Origin of the sequence: Dyadobacter pollutisoli, from assembly GCF_026625565.1 — a bacterium.
Classification (GTDB): domain Bacteria; phylum Bacteroidota; class Bacteroidia; order Cytophagales; family Spirosomataceae; genus Dyadobacter; species Dyadobacter pollutisoli.
This window is the reverse complement of sequence record NZ_CP112998.1, coordinates 165296-182835: the sequence shown is the minus strand read 5'-3', so window position 1 is coordinate 182835 and position 17540 is coordinate 165296. Positions and strand designations below refer to the sequence as shown.

Here is a 17540-nt window from a genome sequence, read left to right as displayed (position 1 = left end):
TTATGTGCATAGGCTACACCTCACCAGTTTCACTCATTACAAATAGTTCACATGTCAGCCGTTCAAGTTTCTGGAATTGAGTCTATGTCAAAAGTTCCGACCTTTTCTTGGACAATGTTATTATATATCATTTATTTATATATTAATTTGGGATATATCATGATTGCTACGTGGCAGGACAAGGGGACTTTTGGGGACCAGTACCAATTGGATGGTTAAACGATTTTGTATATGGAACTGTTGGAACGCATTGTCCGAAAGGAACTCGTTACTTTTTGTGTTATTATTTTCTGCGGATTTTCCGTATTTGCTCAGAATTCGAAACCAATTACATCTCCGGAAAATATCGGTTTATTTCCAAAGCCGGGATTTGAGCCGCTCGCCCCGCACAAATCACCGGTTAGAGATAGATCAAACATTAAACCGGAAAATTTTCGGTTTTCTGAAGCATCCGGCAAAAGCTTAGATGATATACTATCCCCTGGTGTAGGTGCAGAAATTCCCGACTGTAAACCATCTTGGGGGTTGTTTAAATTTAGAGTAACCGGCAAAGGACTGGTCGACAGCACCTGGTTCGATGGTCAACTTCCAAAAGAAAAATCAATTCAAATTTTGAATAATATTCGCGCGACAAATGGCAGTTGGATTGTCGCACCTGGAACCAAAGAAGGAGATGTGGCCTGGTACGTTTACTTTTACTCTGATACACGTGCGCGATGGGACAAGAACCTTAATTGTTCGGAGTTGGATAAGGAACTCCAAAAAATAGTTTCTGCAATGACTGGAAACTTTTACAGGCTATATTATTGGACCGGAGAGGACAAGGCCACGATCGTTAGGCCAACAGATAACGACGGCCAACCTAGGTATTAGACCTGCCATATTACGATAAAGGACGCATGTCTTGTTTTGTGTTCTGCTTTTTAACACGAAAGGGGTTACTTGAAGCTAATTCTGTCAATCTCACGAAACCCTACTCTCAAGAGAATAATCCATCGGAGCAACCCGAATGTCATTTGGATCAAAATTGGGACGTTTTTTTGAGACTGATAAAGACCTTTTTTCAGATATCCACCAATATGCTGATCTTCTTGATTATTTATAGTATTGAAGACTTCTAGAGATGAAACATCATTTAGCTGACCTGCTTGACCTATCTGATAACGACCGTTAGCTGACCATAACTAAGTGTCATCCATAATCTCGTTGAGCCTCTCTCGCGACACCGATTAGTTGTCATCAAGACGGGATTCAATTCTAATTTATCCCGTCTTGCAGATACTTTGGTTCATTTGGCAGAATATTTGGAGTCCCAGAAATGGTGGCTTTTACATTTGGACTGTTCAATTAACCATTTGTAAAATGTACATAATACAAACCAATGGCTTATGCCATCAATTTGGTAGGGGCGATCGTGTTGTAAATGAACTTACCTTGCGAGTTCCGCAAGGAAGTATCTACGGATTCTTTGGCCCGAACGGCGCAGGGAAAACCACCACGCTCAAGCTTATCCTCGGATTAATCAAAAAACAGACTGGCCAGATCCATATTTATGGTAAGCCGCTGGAACAAAACCGGGTCTCCATCCTAAAACAAATTGGGAGTTTGATCGACAGTCCATCTTTATACGGGCATCTTACCGCAGTCGAAAACTTATTGGTTTTCCAGAAACTCTATCAATGCCGTAAAGAACGAATTGATCAGGTCCTCGAACTGGTTGGGTTATCGCGGACAGCTGATAAAAAAGTGGGCCGTTTTTCACTAGGAATGAAGCAGCGGCTTGGAATTGCCATTGCTTTGCTACACAATCCAAGCTTTTTGATCCTGGATGAGCCAACAAATGGACTGGATCCCAGCGGTATGCTCGAAATACGTGAAATGTTGAGCAGAATGAATCAACAGCACGGAATTTCGATACTTGTTTCCAGCCATTTACTTTCTGAAATGGAAAAACTTGTAAGCCACGTTGGAATCATAAACAAGGGTCAGCTGATTTACGAGGGTGCGCTCGATGACCTGATGGCCAAAAGCAGGCAAACTTCAAAAGTAATTTGGAATACGAGCAATGCAGCAAAAGCAATGGAAACTCTTAGTGGTAGGCATAATGCGGAGAAACTCGATGAAAACAAACTGATAACGCCCAATTTGCCAAAATCTCAGATCGATGAAATGAACCGTGAGCTGTTGGGCGCCGACGTTTCAGTGTACAGTATCAGTGGTAATAACAAAGATCTTGAAAGCATTTTTATAGACCTGATCGGCAACTAATGATGGTAATCTTACACAGTTTTCAAAGCGAGTGGATCAAGAAAAAGCGTAGCTCCGCTTCCTGGCTCACACTTTTCGGCGCACTTTTCATTCCTGCCATTGTGCTGATTAAAAGAATGTTGGAGGCGGAGAAATTGATCGGGAGCAATTCCTCGGGAAAGATCTGGAATCTGCTTTACAGTCAATGTTGGAATTATATGTCCATTTTTGTGTTACCCGTTGGAATTATTTTAACAGCTAGTCTAATCGCTCAGATCGAATACCGCAACAATTGTTGGAAACAAGTGCACACTACGCCGCAAAGTTTCACAGTCCTCTTTTTTGCTAAATTTTGCATCACGATCACCTTGTTGATCCAATTTTTTCTTCTTTTCAATTTAGGGATAGTTCTGACTGGCATTTTACCAGCGCCACTTTATGCAGATGTACCATTTCCTAAACAGGATTTTCCCTACCAGGGGTTTTTGACCGGAAATGCCAAATTCTTTCTTTACAGCCTACCGATCCTCTCTTTGCAATATCTGCTTAGTATCCACATCCGGAATTTCATGATTCCAATCGGCGTTGGCTTTGCAATGGTCATTGCGTCGCTCATTGCTGTAACCTGGAAGTATGGCTTTTTGTTACCGTATACTTATTGCTCAATGCAATTTTTGATCCATGATAACCGTATTGATCCCAATGTGAATATCTATGGTTGGTCAGGGGGATATTTCGTGCTATTCACGGTTTTGAATTATATCCTTTATATTAAACAAAAGAACAGGGGCTGACACCTTTAACAAAATTTCGAAGTGCCTTTGCACTTTTACATCAAATGAAAAAGTCGATCAGCGCATTGCTTCAGCTAGGGTATTGGATACTGTACGGAATGCTTCTCGTCGTATTATTCTTTCTCTTGACATTATTTCAAAGGCCCCCGATGAGTTTCGTTCATTGGTGCCGGATTATGTTGGGATTTGCGATTACCCCAGGATTAATCGGTTTTTACTCGTTTTACTTATTCTTGTTTCCTTATTATCTGCGAACGAGAAAGGCACTTTACCTGCTGTCACTGTCACTCATTGCTGCTGTGCTGGCGACTCTGGCTGGAATGATTGTGTTGACACTGCTGCTAAATTCAACATATCTGGAAAATGATGGAATTAACGGCGCTATTGCCCTGGCGATTCCATTAGCTTTTATTGCTTTGGTTAATGGCATGGCCGGGTTTGTGATCCGGGGTTTTGAATCCTGGTTTCACGACATTAAGCTTAAAGCGGAACTAAATCAAAGAAATTACCAGATGGAGCTGGCCCTGATCAAATCGCAGATAGATCCTCATTTTCTATTCAATACCATTAACAACATTGATATACTGATTGAAAAAGACAGTGTAAAAGCGTCCGCATATTTGAACAAGCTTTCCGATATCATGCGATTTATGTTGTACGAAACGAAAACAAACAGGATACTTCTGACGAAAGAACTTGTATACATTGAGAAATACATTGCATTACAGAAAGTCCGCACCTCTAATGTCAATGCAATAAATTGTATAATACAAGGTGATCCGGGCTCCAAAATGATAGCACCCATGCTGTTCATCCCCTTTATTGAAAATGCATTTAAACATACCAATTTAACAATAGATGGCGCTGTAAGGATTACATTCGTTATTGATAAAAAAAAGGTCATGTTCGAATGCGAGAATCTGGTTGAGCAAACCCTGCAAACGGAAAAACAATTAGGAGGCCTTGGAAAAGAATTGATGGAAAAACGGCTCGCATTGCTGTATCCCGCAAAACATCATTTACTAAGCACCTTCGACAATCATCATTATCGGGTCAAACTAGCCGTGGACGCATGAGAATCAGTTGCATTATTGTGGAAGATGAGCCTCTGGCGATGGAACGGGCAACAGACTATGTGCTTCGCGTGCCGTTGCTGGATCTGTTGGCAACTTTCACTAATGCAGAAGACGCTTTTACTTTTTTGAAGTTTAACCGGGTTGACCTGGTCTTTTTGGACATTAACCTTGGAGCCCTTTCCGGCATCAATTTGTTGGAATCAACTCGTATAGACAGCCATGTGATCATCACTACCGCGTATCATGAATTTGCGTTAAAAGGCTTTGAATTAAGCGTTACAGATTACCTTTTAAAACCTTTTACATTTGAAAGGTTTATCAAGGCAGTTGGTAAAGTGGAGACTAATCTGGCAACAAAAAGACTTCCGGAAAAGAAGTGGATATTCGTAAAAACCGAGAACCGTTTGGAAAAAATCTTATTGGAAGACATCATGTATATTGAGGGGATGCGGGATTATCGCCGGATTCACACAACTAATAAGAAGATTATGACTTTACAGACTTTTACCGATTTTGAAAAAGAGATTGCTGCCCACATCATTTGCAGGATACACAAATCCTTTATGGTATCTCTCGATAAAATCGAAACCATTGAAAAAGAAAAGGTGAAGATCAATAATATTTTTATACCTATTTCCGCTACTTACCGCAGCCTTTTCTTAAATCTGCTCGGAAAATAACACTCCACGCCCACGTCAACTATCATGACAAAGTCGGACCAAAATGATATGATCTCAGTAGCGAATTGGGGTGATCGACGACTAAGAAATATCCACCCATGCTGACCAATCATTTAAACCGCACATTTAACACAAACTGACTTAGCATTGATGGGGTATATTTTATCAGAATAAAGCTTCTTAAATTCAGTCCCCAACTCAATTACTGATAAAATGCGGAAAGCATGCTTTGTAGTAACCATACTTCTTGCCTCATTATCTGTATCTTTTGCACAATCCTGGCAGGACACTCTTACCGTCATAGATCAACTATGCAGCCGTTATCAGCCTGATCGTCCCGGATGTCAACTATCAATTAGCCGTTATGGGAAGCTGATTTATTCAAAGGCATGGGGCATGGCCGACATGGAGCGTCAAGTACCGCTTACTAATTCTTCGATTATTGAGGCTGGCTCAGTTTCCAAACAGTTTACAGCAGCAGCCGTCTTACTACTTGAACAGCAACAAAAACTGAGTTTACAGGATAACATACGAAAGTATGTCCCTGAACTCCCGATCTATCATTATCCCATTACCATTAGCCAGCTAATGCATCATACCAGCGGCCTGCGTGACTGGGGCGCTATTGCCCAACTCGCAGGTTGGCCGCGGACCACCAAGACCTACAGTAATGCGGATGCGTTACAAATTATCTCGGAGCAAAAGGGCCTTAACAACATCCCCGGTGGAAAGTTTATTTACAGCAATTCAAATTATAACCTGCTTGCTATCATCGTGCAGCGGGTAAGCGGTATGAGCTTGGCCGAGTTTACCCGAAAATATATCTTTATACCTGCCGGCATGGTCCATACCCAATGGCGTGACGATTTTAAGAGAGTGGTAGCTAACCGCGCTTTGGCTTACAGCGTAGATGAAGGACAATTTAAAACCGAGATGCCCAATGAGAATGCTTACGGCAATGGAGGCCTTTTAACCACGACCGAGGATTTGCTCAAATGGAATGAATACTATTGGAGTGGTCAGTTTGGTACTCCCTCGCTACTGGCAAAACTAATAGAGCCCGACCGGTTCATCGACGGAAGTCTTAATCCATATGGCGCGGGCTTATTTATAAGTAGGCGATACGGACTTGAATTCATTCAGCATTCAGGCGCAACGGCCAGTTACCGGGCCATGCTGGAACGGTTCCCTCAATTGGGCCTGTCGATCGCCTGGTTAAGTAACTCAGCTCAGTTCGACACGGCAAGTACCAACTTAATTGTTGAAGTGGAAAAACTCTTCATTAAAGAGGTTTCACCAAACGAAGATACCTCCGATCCATCCCCCAGCCACCCTATTGTTGTACCCCTTGCCCGATTGGAAAAATATGCTGGCGAGTATCAAAGTGGGATGACGGGAAATATATCGTTCACGATTGCAGATAAACGATTAGCCTTTGACGACCAGGCTTTGGTTCCCTTAAACGCCACGCAGTTTAAATGGCGTGAAGGTACCCTCGACTTTACCGAAATTAACGAAGTGACTTACATTAACCCTCCTTTTGATCGCTTTACATTTTATAAGGTTGATTCGACGGAAGCAGCCAATGATCTCTACTTGGGTACCTACTATTCTGATGAAGTAAAAACTTCGTTTACCGTTCAACTGAAAAATGGGAAACTGCTTCTGTACCAAGCCCCGGCCAACGACAACCCAATTATTGCGATCAATAAGGACCATTTTATGGTTCCAAATTTGCGGGCTGATCTTAGGTTTGTCAAATCGAAAACAGGTCAAGTTGTACAATTTACGATAACCACAGCTCGGGCTTTCAATATAAAATTTACCAAGGTAAAATAAACCCAAAACGCTTATTTAAATCCATTTCACAAATTCGAGCGTTAATCAAAGCATGAATCGAAATATGGATTTTCCAGATACCGAGTGAGACGGCTTTTAAGTTGCTCACTAGGTATCACAAAACGCTCGTGGCCGTTGCACAACTGATTGATACCGGAAGCTTTAATTTTTTAAAGTGATAATCAGGTCCTTTTTAAAAATTCGGAATAGCGACTCTTGCATCACCACATATTGCGCCTGAGAAGCCGATCCTAGCTCTTTGAAGCGTCTTTTGGGCTGTTTTAGTAATGGAGAACTTCATGTACTTTCTAATGTTGAATGCGATCGCAGCCATGACCATGTTCTTATGGGCACCATCTATTCCGAGGACTGCTATCTTACTGAGTCCGTAATATTGTGTCAGACTTCCAAACACTGGCTCGACCGTCCCCTGTCGTAATTTTTTCATCCGCTTGCCGGTATACGAATGCTGTCGGTTGTATGCCCTATGATACTCGTTGTCATATGCTGTCCTGACAATCCTTCTCGAACCAGTATTTGGACAGCAAGTAGATTTTAGAGGACACGGCTTACAGTCTTTTCGTGAAGCCCAATATGCTTTCAGTCGCTTGCCTTCAGAATTGTATTCGGTCGCCCTAACAGGAAGCAGCTTTCCTGCTGAACAAGTAAAGGAGTCCGCTTTCCTATCATAGTTAAAACCAGCTATCTCCGGTTTATACATGCCGAAAACGGGTATCCAGCCTATCAGGTCGCGCTGTTCAAGGAAATGATAATTGTAACCGTTGGAATAACCTGCATCAGCGACTATGTCGGTTACCTTCAGCTCATTTTCAGTAAACCTATCCTGCAAAGCACTTACCACTCCTGGTAGGCATTGGCTATCACGTTTGTCCGCATAACTAGCCTGTATATGACTTATAACACCTTCGGCTGTGTCCACTGCCATACTGCAATGGTAGTTTAGTTTCCTTAACTTCCCTGGCTTAATGGAAATACGCGCATCCGGATCATGCGGACTGTAATGGGTTTTATTACTTAACAACTCAGCTTTCTCGTGGTTAGAGGCGATCCCGAAGCTTCTTTTATCTTTTAATTTGTCCTGATACCTTTTCAGTTGTCTGAGCTGATAAGGTTCAGCAGTGATAGCTGGGGTAGCCGACGATTGACCACTTTTTACATTAGGGTCACCTTCTACAACTAGTGCAAGGTGTGCTCTAATTGAATTTGCTGGTACTTTCAATTCGAGACTTTCCATCGAAGCGTTTGCTTTAACGGGTGCGGAATCTATGGCCTGCGTGTGACCTGCAACCATTCCTTTGTCCACACACATTGAAAATACTTTGTTGAATAGAGCTTCGAAGAGTGCAGCCGGATATAATTGTCTGGTCCTGCTAACCGTAGAGTGCCAGGGTAGCGATTCGTCAATATCATAGCCGATAAAGAATAGTATATCCATTCGCATGGCGCAATGATCAATCAGCCTGCGGTCGGATGTGATGTTTTCTAAGTAGCCGGTCAGCATCAGCTTAAAGAACACGACGGGATCGATTGATGGGTTGCCTGTTTTACCATACAGCCCGCGAGTTTCATTGTATAGAAACTGTAAATCGAGCGTTTCGCTAAGTCTGCGATAGAAATTTTCCTTAGGAACGCGGTCTGAAAGTTGGAAGCTGACGAAGAGCTTTTCCGAGTAATTTTTCTTTCCTTGCATTCCTGAAGTTACAAAAAATTATAGCAATTTGGAAGCAGATGAGTCTGTAAATGATCTAAAAAGTGCCTTTCTAACTATGAATTCATTGACCGTACAACAAGCATTACAAAAATTGCTTGAAACTCGAAAGGATGCGACAATTGAAGAAATCATTGATTACCTGGATTACGTAAACAAGGTCAGGTATTCAAGAAATGAGATTATAATGATGTTAGCAGAGTTAACAAACGAACGAGACCCAACAAAATAACATTGATGGCCTTAGCTATGCTGGTACTGTAAAAATTTCGACATTACTGTTCCGACATGACGCAAGCATGAGTTGTGCAACGGCCACGCTCGAAAATGAGACGCCCCACCGTCTAATTTTCTTCGTGCCGGTCTTCGGAAAACATTTCTGTTTTTATGGGCATATCGCCCAGTCAATTCTGGTAGTTCAATATGCCTTTAAGAGCTTATGTTCTGTGCTGTACCGGAGTGACCACAACGATAAAATTTCTCAGTTTAGACAATTGGAGGGATCTGCTTCCTCATTGTAATTAAAGCCGTCCAACTACGGTCTGAACTTTCCTAAGAACGGGATCCACCCGCTCGGTGGCCGCCTGTGATTTTACGCTCTTGAAGGAAGTGAGAATTACATCCGTTGGAATAGCCAGCATCAGCGAACAGATCAGTTAGTCTCATATGGTTTCTCTTGAGCCGATCCTGTAAAACGCTAACGATTCTAGGTAAGTGCACACAATCGCATTAGGCGATTAAAAAAATTGGTCATCAAGTGTATAAGAGGTTCATACCATGGAATTTCTCTGCTGCGCTTTTTATATTCTACTTTTTCCATTTTAATCAATTTCACCCGCTGTTTGTCAACAAAAAGAACGCGTTGAATAATTGTTACATTTTCAAACTCAATCGCATACAAGTTGGAAGACTGGTTGGGAATCGCCCGCACCTTTACAGGCTTTGGCTGCCAGCAGATTCCCTAGCGCTCTGATTGCATTCTCGCTTGGTTGTGGATATTGAGAAACTTCCTTCCAATAAACGGGTGTATAGTCCTTCCTTTGAGGGTTTCCTACCAACGCTTCTTGTGAGATCTGTTTTACACGGTTAGTAAGCGCGGGATTTTTATCCAAGATATCTTGATATCCCTCCCACAAAAACCTTTTCATCGCTGGCAAGAGGTCAATGGGTTCTTGCAATAGTTGACTGTTGATATTGGAAATCTCGTAATAATGCTGTCCCTTGGAAAGTTCATCATTAAGATTGAGGCGAATATCCGGCCGGTTCTCTGAAAATCCTACCAACTGGATTTCTCCGCTACGTAAATCAAATACATTTGAATATTTAGTAGCGTAAGTGCCTTTTTGTCGGCATGCCTGTAATATGGATCTACCATTTGAAATAGTTGGCTCGGTAGAGCCTGACAACTGGCTGGCAAGAACTTTTTGTCCATAACCGAAACCACGTGACTGGCGCGATTGATCAAAGTGAAGGTTACCATCCCTAATTCCAATGATGACAGAGGCGCCAGTTTTATCCGCAATTAGAATTTTTGCATACGTAAATCCAGGTTCTTGGTATTTCTGATAAAATTCAATAGCCTCTGATATTGTTGAACAGCTTTCCAACATCCTCTCACTTGTGTTTCCCTGTGCTGTTTCCAAAGACTCGTCAGGTGTCCACTGGTTGGGGAAACCAGCCACCCAATCAAAAGCCAGACCGTTTTCATTGACCCCTCCTTGCGCCCAGCCATTGTCAAATCCTACAAACGCGCAACCAAAGTGGCTTTTTCCGGAAGGCCGGAACCAAAGCCAGGTTGTAGGATTCGAATAATCTTCATTATTGAAAAATAAGGTACGGTCCGTTCCCGTTAGAACAAAAATTGTACAAGGAGTTGCGGAAAACGAGATTAACTGCAGAACCAACAGCATCCAGAAATTCGCAATGCAACATTGACTTCTTTATTTAATCTTTTGACTACTTAGGTGGAATGCACGGAGTTGTGAATTCGATTATTTTAGCCCATGATAAATAGTCAGATGAAAATTTTTTCGAGCATTATCTGCGGTATCATTTTCAGCATCCTGCTCACATTCATTTGTTTTGCGCAATCGCGAAACCCCGCTGTAGACAGTATGGGAGTCAATATGGGTCGGCAAAACTGGGGTGCTGCCATTCAATGGGCCTTGAAAGCTGCCGAAGCTGAACCAGCTGATAAATACTGGCGCTATCTGAATGCGGCAGACTTCGCCAGTCGGGATCGCAATGCTGACCTGGCGATCAAATATGCTACCCTGGTTGTCGACTCCGATATTGCCACTAAAGTTTTTGGTAACAGTAGTTTTGATTGGCTACGCCAGGATCCACGTTGGATGCACCTGATGGGAAAAGTCGAGCAACTTAAGGAAAAACAACGGCAGCAACGCGTTCAGGCCAGTATTCGTTTTCGTGGCTTTCAACAACAATTACTAGGCCAAAACGATAATCACATTGATTCTCTGACTAAAATTTCGTCTGCCGACAAGTTGTACAAACAAATTCAAAACACCAATCCGGTACATGATTATAGTTATTCCGGGCGGTTTATTTCTGGCTGGTTCAAATTATCGGACTCATTGCAATTTCCCTATCTAGTGCAATTGCCTCTGGGCTTCGAGCCCGGTCGTCGTTATCCGATGATAGTCGTGCTCCACGGTGCGATCGGACGCCAGACCAAAATTCCTGATATGGTCGACAGTACCTTGAATGGATTCTTTGGCCAGCCGTTTGTTGACCAAGCCTACAATTTCAGCTTAATTGCGTTATTTCCGTATGGTACTAACCGTTATAACTGGATGATGCCAGATGATGGATTTGAGCTGGTTCCGGAGCTGGTCAGGCAGGTCAAAAAAATCTATTCAATTGACGATCGTCGCGTTTACGTAGCAGGGCATTCTAACGGAGCAACGGGCGCATTCGCCTATTTGATGAAACAACCAAGCCTGTTTGCTGGGTTTGCGGGAGTAAACAACCGCCCCCAGGTCCGAACAGGCGGCACTTTTTTGAAAAATGGGATCAATCGCTCATTTTACAATGTAGCCACTGACTACGATTATTATTTTCCGCTGGCAGGGCACCGGGCTATTACGGATCTTGCCAGAGAGTTGAAACTAGAGTGGGACAATGAAGAAGTGATCGGGCATTATAATCATGCATACTTGACAAACGCCAGAGATAGCACCGTCAAGGAAGTTTATCAAAGACTTTTCGCAAATCTGCTTACTAAACAACGAAATCCATTCCAAACAAACCTATACTGGGAATGTGATGATGTGAAGCACGGACGCGTCGACTGGTTGGAACTGAATCAATTAGACACAATGGTACAGAAATCGTCCTGGCACACTAGCCAAAATTTGTTAGTCAGTGGATGGCGGAGCATAGCAAATCCGGAAGTTGCTTTGGACAGTACTTCGCAAGCATTTGTTTTTCCCCGCCGATCCGGTGCCGTAAGCGCTTTCTATTCAAATAACCGGTTTGACGTGAAAACCTCGCGCGTGAAATCAATCGCTATCTATCTCTCGCCGGAAATGATTGATTTTAGGAAGCCTGTCCAGGTTGTAATAAACGGCACCACGGTTTTTAACACTACCGTCGTTAAAGATCGCAACTTCATGCTTGACGCATATATTCTTGAATCAGATCATCAAGCGGTTTGGGCCAATCGATTGCAGTTTACCGTACCATAAAATCTTAACTGCCAGAAGTTTCCAACGGGAGGCCCGATAGAAATCTCCTATATTACCGTGAATTATATTAATGCTTGAAAGTATCACAAAACGCTCTAATGGTGACACTGTGTGTCGTCTGGCCGCGTTAGCAATCGCAACGCATCAGATTTTGGAGGTTATTTTAGACGGTCAAAGTTTGAGGTCTTTGGATTGCCTGTTAGTCTCACTGGATAGAAATACAGTATTTTCCAGGTAACCGTATTGTATCAGCTTTGTGCTGCTGGATAAACCCCTTTTAGAGACAGGACTTTGAAATAGCTTCGCAAACGAGTATGTTGACAGGCAAATACTCCATTGTACAATAACCTAGCGCTGCTTTTTTCTCTCTGTTCGCATCGCGATGAAATTGCATATAAAAATTTTTGCCGGTAACAAGAACTGAATCCGGCAAATCCAGCATGGCAGCTTGATATTTTGCAACGGAAGCATTAATGTGAGTGATTTTTGTAGCCAATGAATTAGGCGACAGAAATTCTACCACATGAACCGGTTCTGAGGAAGTACAATGATACTCTCTCACATATTCTACCTGAACACAAAAAGTTTTTGAGCGAACATCAACCTTGTCGTCACACGACGTAAAAAGCCCGACTGCCAGCAAAAGTAGATAAAAAGAAAAATTGCGTATCATACTTTAAATATTTAGATGAACCAGAAAATAACAGGCAATTAACTGTCATTTTATAGACACTCGTGAAGTCCGATTAGTTGGGAATTGAGATTTGAAAGGAAAGGACTTTTATAACTTGGAGCACTACGGATCCAGAACGAAATGTGCAAAGTGCCTTCCCCTTGTACAAACCAGGAATTTAGCCAAAAGCGCCGCCAGGCTCTTGTAATCATTTAACTTTGAAACCATTACCCTAACAAATCTGTCAATCTCACAAAACGCTCCCAGCAATAAGACAAAGGATTTTCCATGTATTTGCTTTTGAAATGGCCGGGCCGTAGCAGGTGTTTTAAAAACATGAATACAGTTTGCCTATCGACAGAAACAAGTATGGATAGTTCGTTTAATGGAATGACCGTCTAAAGGCCAAGGGCGAAAGATTCGTTTTCGTCTTAAAGAACTTACTGAATGATTGAGAGTGCTCGAATCCCAACGTATATGAAACTTCGCTAACCGATAAATTAGTGGTCGAAAGTGTTTCTTTGGCCTTTTCAATCAACTTGTCGTGTATATATTGTTGGGTGCTTTGCCCAATCAATACGTTCAGTAGGCTGCTTAAATATTTCGGGGACACGTTTAATTTATCGGCAATGTATTGAACAGTAGGCAAACCTTTCGACGCCAAATCATCCTTAGTAAAGTAGCTAGTCAATATCTTTTCCAACTGGTCTAAAATTTGATGATTCGATTTTTCCCTTGTGATGAACTGACGATTGTAAAACCGCTTCGAATAACTAAGCAGGCTTTCAATTTGTGAACTAATGATCTGCTTGCTAAAGGCATCAATAGTGGCACGATATTCCTGTTGAATGTTTTGAATAATACGATTGATGGTTACTTCTTCCTTTCTTGAAAGCCACAAGGCTTCGTTCACCGAATAATCAAAAAACTCGTATTGTTTAATCGCCTTGGCGAGCGGTGTGTCCCAAAAGAAATCAGGATGAATGAATAATAACCAGCCTGAACGTTCGGCTGTTGAGATTGGGTTAGGCCGAATGTTAAAAACTTGATTGGGTGCAGCGAAGAACATAACACCTTCATCAAAATCGTACGCCTGTTGGCCATATTTGAGTTTGGCGTTCATGCCCCGTTTAACGGAAACCTGGTAGAAATCAAAAATCAAATTTACTTCGCCAATATCAGCGGGTCGTTTTATCAAGGCGTAATCAACAACGCTGATGAGCGGGTGCTCGGGTTGGGATAGACCTCTCAATCGGTGAAATTCACTGATTGTTCTTATTCGTTGTATCGGCCGTTGTTCCATAGTGCAAATTCAAAACTGGTTATCTTTGCTATTAACGCCAAAATCCCTTCGATTTTATCTGGCTAACATCAAAGCTGTAAGTTTTCAGAAATTTTCATAGCCAAATGTCGGAGCATCCAGATCAAGGAAGAGTACAATTATTGTTGATTGCTTTATGGATAATAACGATACCATCCTGAACTCAAGTATTCTGTTCTTATTTCATTTTGACAGACCTCTATCCATCCTTTAAGCATCGCACAGAAAAGCCGTGATACTTTCCACCATGGTTTCTACCCAGGGCTTCGCTGTCGAACCGCAAATACCAAGCCCAGGCATCCACATCGTCATAAGCTGTGCCACTCCAAAATAACAAAGTGCCATTGCTTAAAGGAATAAATCCGCTTTTGCCACGGAAACTGCCGTATAAAGCTGTAAATCCGCTTAAATTAGTTGCACCGGCGTTTGGGCTTGACCAAAATTCTGTACCTATTGCTTTCATTTTTCCACCCGCTACAATTTCGCCACCAAGAAATTCCGCCAATATTGACCATTCTTTGTCCGTTGGTATGTGCCAACCTTTCGGACAAAGTTTACCAGTATTTAGGGTGTGCCAATTATACAAAGCACCTGTTGTTTCCATATAATTCTCATTATCATCGTACCAGCAATAACCTGGTGAATTCAGCTCATACCAAGCTTCAGCGGTATCGAATATAAATGGGATTTCAGTACCATCGTTGTATTTTGTGGTTTTTAGATTTTCTACCATCCATACTTGAGTGCCAATGGATATCGTGTGATAAACATTACCGTCGACATCAGTAATTATTTCTGTGTTCTTGTCCATTATTATGATTTTTGTGTGCAAATGTATTTATAAAATAGGTATACTTTTGATACCAATATCCTAAAGGATACCAAAACGGTTTAAGTATGAAAGGAATGACAGAAGAACAAGCAATGAAGTATTTGCAAGATACATTGTTTGTCGTAGGCGGTAAATGGAAACTCCCAATATTGAGAGCAATACATAGTGGGAATTATCGCTTTCGTGATATACAACGAAGTGTGACTTCAATTACAACGAGGGTTTTATCAAAAGAATTAAAACACCTTGAAGAGAACAGGTTAGTAATTAGAACGGTTGATCACTCGCCACTTGCAGTCGAGTATAAAGTGTCCGAATATACGCTTTCTCTACTGCCTGTCATTAAAGAAATGATTTTATGGGGCAAAAACCACAGAAAGAAAATTAGTGAGAAATAAACACGATTTTCGGACTTGTTTTCGTCTACAATTAAATTAATCGTTTGGCCTTATTGATTGTCGGGTGTCCGGGCTGTGACAAACCTCTTAACCGATGAAATTCGCCGATCGTTTTTATCCTTCGTGGCTGCCTTTGCTCCATAATACAAAGTTAGGGATCGCTGTTCCCTTAATGCCAAAAGCCCTTTGATTTTATCTGGCTTTCGTCAAAGCCGTAAGTTCTTAAGAGCTTTCTTATTGTCACAATTAATTCTTTACCACCGACAACATAAAAGACAAAATTCTCTTTTTCAGCCTGATGTTTGATTACCCAATCTTCTGTTTGTTTGTGGATAGCGTCATAATTTGAAACTGCCTGTAAAGGCAACCAAGGGCAATTTTCAGAAAAAGCCTCAGCCGATTGCGAGTCGTTAAACGTAACGAGACCGCTGATTGGCGTGTTTTTAGTCGCCAATTGTTGCAACGAACAAAAATGACCGATGCCTGTCTGGTCGCCCAGAAAAACCAGGTGCTTACCTTTAATAGGAAACTGCTTTTCAGCTTCTATTTTTAAGTAATACAAATCGTTTCCTGCAATTTGATTTTTAGCCCATACGCTTCCTTGTCCGTTGTGGCCTGTATCAATATAGAGTGTGCAAGTCTTTTGGTAAATGTCCCACATGGCAGGCGTGTAATCAGTATAATGGAACGCAGAGATCCTACATTTTATGGATTGTGCTTGGTCCCATTTGTCAAAAGTAACGGTTGACAAATAAACGTCTACTTCGTGAATCTTACCTCCGTTCCAAACACGGACGGCACGGATTTTCCCTGACTTGATGAAAATCGCTTCCACAGCCGATATTCTTTTTTCCGTGTTGTTCCTAATCTGATTGGTCATTTCGTATCTATGCCGGTTAATCGTTCCCAATTGGCGAAAGAAAATTTTTCTTTATCTTCTTGGCTTAACTCTATTGCTTCTAAAAAGTTGCGGGCCTCTCGGCCCGGCCGGTACTGATAGGGGTAGTCGGTCGAAAAAAGGATACGGTCTGCTCCGATAATGTCAACTGAACGTTGCAGGTAAGAATGGCTGAACATGCCGCTTGCCGTTACATGCAAATTTTGGCGAACGTAATCAATAAACGGCTTGTCAAGCTTGGTGACGCGGTTTAAGGAAGCCAACCGTTCAGTATAAAACAAAATCACTTCACCCCAATGGCCGAGAATAATTTGAAGATTGGGAAACTGGTCAAATACCTTAGCTAAGACCAGTCGGACAAATTGGATGCCCGCCTCGTAGTGCCATCCAAGCCCAAACGTCGAAAAGGCCAAGTTCGTCAGCTCGTCAAATCCTGAATAATAAACATCTCTTACGGCTTTTTGGGGAATTTGCGGATGGATGAACAAGGGAACGCCGAGGGTTTCGGCACAGTCAAATAGTTCCCAGTAATCTTTATGGTCTAGATTTTTCTCCCGGGTTCTTCCGCATACCATAGCACCTTTTAAGCCAAGATTTTCCACGGAACGTTTTAACTCTCTGGCTGCTTCTTTTGGTACCGCCATTGGCAATGCCGCAAAACCTTGAAAACGATCGGGTGTTTTCCGGACAATCTCCGCCACATATTCATTGGTTAACGTAGCAAGGGCTACGCTTTCAGTGCCCAAATTGTGCAAACTCGGACTGGTGAGCGAAAGCACTTGCATGTCTATACCTGTTTCGTCCATCAGCCTAAGACGTGTATTGCCGATTTCATCCAACCGATTTTCAATCTCGCCGAAATGTAATTTTTGCGTTGGGCCGTCCTGGTCAGAATAGTTCCTCCATTCATCTTTGACGGCTTCTGTCAGAAAATGTTCTTCGATTGCGACTAACTTCATCATACTGGTTATTTTTTGTGGATACAAAATTCACTTCCATTTAAATAATAGCTGTAGCCAGATGTCAGATTGTTGTAGTCAAAAAGAAGATGTCAATTAGTGAGGGCGGGATACGATTAGTTTCCAAAGTCGTAGTCAATAAGCCGAAAGCTGTGAGTTCTGCGGAAAAGTGCCGCCTCGGCCTTTAGTTCAGCTTGTAAACGTCCGTTTGATGGTCTACATAAGTCCAGCCTACCCTAACAAAGTACCCCTTTACTTGTTCTCACAAAAGGCTAGAACGTGGGACACTCATCGCCTGCTCACCATGGCTTAAAACAGTCGCCCCGATTGGAGGTTTTATGAAGCAGATACAAACCCGTAAAACCCAAAAGGCGTGATCGCTATGTG

Annotated in this window: 16 protein-coding genes; 9 read left to right on the top strand and 7 right to left on the bottom strand. The window is 42.2% G+C overall.

The annotated features are described in order from the left end of the window. Positions 1 to 231 precede the first annotated feature (231 nt). The 6 genes from ON006_RS00845 (at position 232) to ON006_RS00820 (ending at position 6636) form a co-directional block, all read left to right on the top strand. Entirely contained in the window at positions 232 to 873 is a 642-nt protein-coding gene (locus tag ON006_RS00845; protein WP_244823215.1) for a hypothetical protein, read from the top strand. Positions 874 to 1362: 489 nt separating this feature from the next. Further along, positions 1363 to 2268: an ABC transporter ATP-binding protein gene (locus tag ON006_RS00840; RefSeq protein ID WP_244823214.1), complete on the top strand. Its 906-nt coding sequence runs from the start codon at positions 1363 to 1365 to the stop codon at positions 2266 to 2268. Beyond that, positions 2268 to 3041: an ABC transporter permease gene (locus ON006_RS00835; protein ID WP_244823213.1), complete on the top strand. Its 774-nt coding sequence runs from the start codon at positions 2268 to 2270 to the stop codon at positions 3039 to 3041. Before ON006_RS00840 ends, ON006_RS00835 begins: the two co-directional genes overlap by 1 nt. A 44-nt stretch (positions 3042 to 3085) precedes the next feature. After that, positions 3086 to 4117, top strand: a complete 1032-nt coding sequence (locus tag ON006_RS00830) for a sensor histidine kinase (protein ID WP_244823212.1) — start codon at positions 3086 to 3088, stop codon at positions 4115 to 4117. Next, positions 4114 to 4797 (top strand): LytR/AlgR family response regulator transcription factor, encoded by a 684-nt coding sequence (locus ON006_RS00825; RefSeq protein ID WP_244823211.1) that lies wholly within the window; start codon positions 4114 to 4116, stop codon positions 4795 to 4797. Before ON006_RS00830 ends, ON006_RS00825 begins: the two co-directional genes overlap by 4 nt. 213 nt (positions 4798 to 5010) lie before the next feature. Continuing rightward, complete coding sequence (locus ON006_RS00820) at positions 5011 to 6636, top strand: serine hydrolase domain-containing protein (protein WP_244823210.1); 1626 nt, start codon at positions 5011 to 5013, stop codon at positions 6634 to 6636. 193 nt (positions 6637 to 6829) lie between these two features. Here ON006_RS00820 and ON006_RS00815 read toward each other — a convergent pair whose 3' ends face one another. Beyond that, positions 6830 to 8347 (bottom strand): IS1182 family transposase, encoded by a 1518-nt coding sequence (locus ON006_RS00815; RefSeq protein WP_244825186.1) that lies wholly within the window; start codon positions 8345 to 8347, stop codon positions 6830 to 6832. Positions 8348 to 8375: 28 nt separating this feature from the next. On the opposite strand from ON006_RS00815, the gene ON006_RS00810 reads away from it, so the two are divergent. After that, a complete protein-coding gene (locus tag ON006_RS00810) occupies positions 8376 to 8597 on the top strand; it encodes a hypothetical protein (protein ID WP_244825187.1) in 222 nt (73 codons plus the stop codon). Between the two features lie 655 nt (positions 8598 to 9252). Here ON006_RS00810 and ON006_RS00805 read toward each other — a convergent pair. Beyond that, a complete protein-coding gene (locus ON006_RS00805; protein ID WP_244825162.1) occupies positions 9253 to 10275 on the bottom strand; it encodes a hypothetical protein in 1023 nt (340 codons plus the stop codon). A gap of 204 nt (positions 10276 to 10479) precedes the next feature. Here ON006_RS00805 and ON006_RS00800 point away from each other — a divergent pair, with 204 nt between their 5' ends. Beyond that, on the top strand, positions 10480 to 12072 hold the full coding sequence (locus tag ON006_RS00800) for an alpha/beta hydrolase family protein (protein ID WP_244825161.1): 1593 nt from the start codon (positions 10480 to 10482) through the stop codon (positions 12070 to 12072). 277 nt (positions 12073 to 12349) lie between these two features. Here ON006_RS00800 and ON006_RS00795 read toward each other — a convergent pair whose 3' ends face one another. From ON006_RS00795 to ON006_RS00785, 3 genes are all read right to left on the bottom strand, one after another. Continuing rightward, a complete protein-coding gene (locus ON006_RS00795) occupies positions 12350 to 12745 on the bottom strand; it encodes a hypothetical protein (protein WP_244825159.1) in 396 nt (131 codons plus the stop codon). Between the two features lie 382 nt (positions 12746 to 13127). Continuing rightward, positions 13128 to 14048 carry a helix-turn-helix domain-containing protein gene (locus ON006_RS00790; protein ID WP_244825158.1) on the bottom strand — a complete coding sequence of 307 codons (921 nt, stop codon included), beginning with the start codon at positions 14046 to 14048 and terminating at the stop codon, positions 13128 to 13130. Between the two features lie 217 nt (positions 14049 to 14265). Then, on the bottom strand, positions 14266 to 14877 hold the full coding sequence (locus ON006_RS00785; protein WP_244825156.1) for a fibrobacter succinogenes major paralogous domain-containing protein: 612 nt from the start codon (positions 14875 to 14877) through the stop codon (positions 14266 to 14268). 86 nt (positions 14878 to 14963) lie between these two features. Between ON006_RS00785 and ON006_RS00780 the strand changes: the two genes are divergently transcribed. Further along, on the top strand, positions 14964 to 15296 hold the full coding sequence (locus ON006_RS00780) for a winged helix-turn-helix transcriptional regulator (protein ID WP_244825155.1): 333 nt from the start codon (positions 14964 to 14966) through the stop codon (positions 15294 to 15296). A 169-nt stretch (positions 15297 to 15465) separates the two neighbouring features. Here the strand turns inward: ON006_RS00780 and ON006_RS00775 are convergent, their stop codons facing one another. Next, a complete protein-coding gene (locus ON006_RS00775) occupies positions 15466 to 16176 on the bottom strand; it encodes an SIP domain-containing protein (protein ID WP_244825153.1) in 711 nt (236 codons plus the stop codon). After that, positions 16173 to 17156, bottom strand: a complete 984-nt coding sequence (locus ON006_RS00770) for an amidohydrolase family protein (RefSeq protein ID WP_244825152.1) — start codon at positions 17154 to 17156, stop codon at positions 16173 to 16175. Before ON006_RS00770 ends, ON006_RS00775 begins: the two co-directional genes overlap by 4 nt. Positions 17157 to 17540: the final 384 nt, after the last annotated feature.

Bases quoted from the DNA above. Each gene is read 5' to 3' on its own strand.
- ON006_RS00795 (WP_244825159.1), bottom strand. From the start codon at position 12,745: ATGATACGCAATTTTTCTTTTTATCTACTTTTGCTGGCAGTCGGGCTT.
- ON006_RS00820 (WP_244823210.1), top strand. From the start codon at position 5,011: ATGCGGAAAGCATGCTTTGTAGTAACCATACTTCTTGCCTCATTATCT.
- ON006_RS00780 (WP_244825155.1), top strand. From the start codon at position 14,964: ATGAAAGGAATGACAGAAGAACAAGCAATGAAGTATTTGCAAGATACA.
- ON006_RS00785 (WP_244825156.1), bottom strand. From the start codon at position 14,877: ATGGACAAGAACACAGAAATAATTACTGATGTCGACGGTAATGTTTAT.
- ON006_RS00775 (WP_244825153.1), bottom strand. From the start codon at position 16,176: ATGACCAATCAGATTAGGAACAACACGGAAAAAAGAATATCGGCTGTG.
- ON006_RS00825 (WP_244823211.1), top strand. From the start codon at position 4,114: ATGAGAATCAGTTGCATTATTGTGGAAGATGAGCCTCTGGCGATGGAA.
- ON006_RS00770 (WP_244825152.1), bottom strand. From the start codon at position 17,156: ATGATGAAGTTAGTCGCAATCGAAGAACATTTTCTGACAGAAGCCGTC.
- ON006_RS00800 (WP_244825161.1), top strand. From the start codon at position 10,480: ATGGGAGTCAATATGGGTCGGCAAAACTGGGGTGCTGCCATTCAATGG.
- ON006_RS00790 (WP_244825158.1), bottom strand. From the start codon at position 14,048: ATGGAACAACGGCCGATACAACGAATAAGAACAATCAGTGAATTTCAC.
- ON006_RS00815 (WP_244825186.1), bottom strand. From the start codon at position 8,347: ATGCAAGGAAAGAAAAATTACTCGGAAAAGCTCTTCGTCAGCTTCCAA.
- ON006_RS00805 (WP_244825162.1), bottom strand. From the start codon at position 10,275: ATGCTGTTGGTTCTGCAGTTAATCTCGTTTTCCGCAACTCCTTGTACA.
- ON006_RS00840 (WP_244823214.1), top strand. From the start codon at position 1,363: ATGTACATAATACAAACCAATGGCTTATGCCATCAATTTGGTAGGGGC.
- ON006_RS00845 (WP_244823215.1), top strand. From the start codon at position 232: ATGGAACTGTTGGAACGCATTGTCCGAAAGGAACTCGTTACTTTTTGT.
- ON006_RS00835 (WP_244823213.1), top strand. From the start codon at position 2,268: ATGATGGTAATCTTACACAGTTTTCAAAGCGAGTGGATCAAGAAAAAG.
- ON006_RS00830 (WP_244823212.1), top strand. From the start codon at position 3,086: ATGAAAAAGTCGATCAGCGCATTGCTTCAGCTAGGGTATTGGATACTG.